The organism is Spirillospora sp. NPDC049652, assembly GCF_040675125.1.
Classification (GTDB): domain Bacteria; phylum Actinomycetota; class Actinomycetes; order Streptosporangiales; family Streptosporangiaceae; genus Spirillospora.
Genome location: NZ_JBFAOF010001192.1, coordinates 1 through 1,913 on the forward strand (window position 1 = coordinate 1; position 1,913 = coordinate 1,913).

General features: G+C 68.3%; 2 pseudogenes. Both read left to right on the forward strand.

Annotated elements, in window-relative coordinates:
• A pseudogene (locus AB0J52_RS38450) lies at positions 1–231 on the forward strand (oxidoreductase); the annotation flags it as partial.
• 1,544 nt (positions 232–1,775) lie between these two features.
• Positions 1,776–1,913, forward strand: a pseudogene (locus AB0J52_RS38455) (septum site-determining protein Ssd); the annotation flags it as partial.

The following is a 1,913-nucleotide window of genomic DNA, read 5'->3' on the forward strand; positions in this document are numbered from 1 at the left end:
CCGCGCGCGACGAACGTGAGCCGCTCGGCCGCGCGCGGCCTGGACCCCAAGTCCCTGACGGCTCCCGAGGTCGGCCACCTGGAACGCGCCGAGGAGTACCCGGACGCCCTGCGCGCGTATGCGTCCGGCACCACCGAGGGCATGGTCCAGTGGATTCGGCACTGCGCCGATGCCACGGTCGCCGCGGCGCGCGACTCCCAGGCGATCTGCGAGGCCTACCTTCGCGGCTGACGGCTGCGGTTCTTGCTGGAGGTCGCCCGGCCGGCGGCTACGGCTGCTGCCGACGACCGCGGACCAGGCTGGTTGGCCGGGTTGCTTGGCTGGGCTGGGTGGCCGGACACCCTCGCAGGGCTCGTCACCGACGTCGATGGGCGCCTGCTGGTGTTCGCCTTCATGCGTGGAGCTCTGTCGTGGAGCTCTGTTGGGGTTCTATGCGTTCTGGCTGGTCAGCGTGCGTCCTTTGCGCCCTGGCCTTTGAATCCGCTGACTCGCATGGGATGAGTTTCCGCAGGTGAGTGGGCGTGCGTCGCTTCTTCTCGGACATCCGTGCTGATGTGTGGCCGCGACTTCGCGCAGGCCGGTGCAGCGGACGAAGGAGCGGCTGAGAGCGTGTGTGCCGTGCCGCATGTGAACGTGCCGCTGGCCGTATGTGCGTGCGCGTGAGTATCGGCTCGTGCGCCTGCGCGTGAATGGGCCCGTGCGTTCGCCCGTGCCTCTGCTCGTTCCTTCGCGTTCCCGTGAGGGGGAGCATGCGCGTTGACATGGGAGAACGTGGCCTGGGCCAAGGGGAAACGCGCCGGGTAAGGGCTGTGAGAGCAAATGAACGGCACCCCGCGCTAGGCGGGGCGCCGCCCTAGTCACGTCACACCGGGTTACCAAGCGTGCAACTGGTATTCGTCGGAGCGGGTCAAGCCCGTCTCGACGCGCCTCCCGCGGCTGGTCGCGCGTGGGTGCCCGGCTGCCGTGCACGGACACTCGGTCCGTAGAACCTGTCTACGCCTCATTTGTCCAGTTGACAAGGCCTCGATCGGTAAAAGAAGAGCCCTGGCGGGCGTCCGTGCGCAGGGAACGGCGGAGTGGCCCCTGGGGGCGGAGAGGCACCCGTGGGCTGGAAGACGCCATTCTCCCGGCACTTCACGATCATCGTTTTTGATCACTCAGTGTGAGCGGTCGCCTTTCCGCCCCTTCTCGGTGTGCGCCATGTGTGCGGACGCTTGGGCGCCGGCCGCCGCCCGGCCCGCCTCGGACTGCGGGCGAGTAGGGCTTGACAGGAGACGAGTGAGGGGCTCGGCGGGGGCCGAGTGGGGCTTCGGCGGGCGCGGGAGTACCGTCTTCCCAACCAGGCTAGAAAAATCGTCCTCGCGGAGGGACTTTCCCGCTCGACGGAACTCTCGCCGATCGGGCAGCATATGTTGTATCTGCCTAGACTGTAGTTGGCGAGATTGCTACTCCCGTAGATCAAACTGGTGTACCACTTAGTGCGATCTGACCGAGACTTTCTTGGGAAAACGGGCCGGCTCTACCCCCCCGGAGCCGGACCGTTCGGCGACCCCCGCTCTCCCCCCCGGCGGGGGTCGCCTTACGTGAACGGCCCGGGTGGCGGTTTCCACCCCCCGGAGCCCCCGCCCGGGCCTTCACAAATCTCCTCGACACAACGGGCTTGACCTGTGGGTTCGTGTGCTCGAACGGAAGTTGTCCACAGTTCGGGAGCACGCTTTCGGGGGACGCGTCGCGCGGCGCATCGTGGAACTCCACCGATGTGAGAGGAGAGCGCGATGACCGCCGCGCTGATCGTCACCGAAGACCCGGCCACCGCCGACGACCTGCTGCGACTGGCCGCCGCCGCCGACGCGCCCGCCGAGGTCGTCGGCTCCGTGGGCGACGCCCGGGCGGGCTGGTACCAGGCCCCGCTC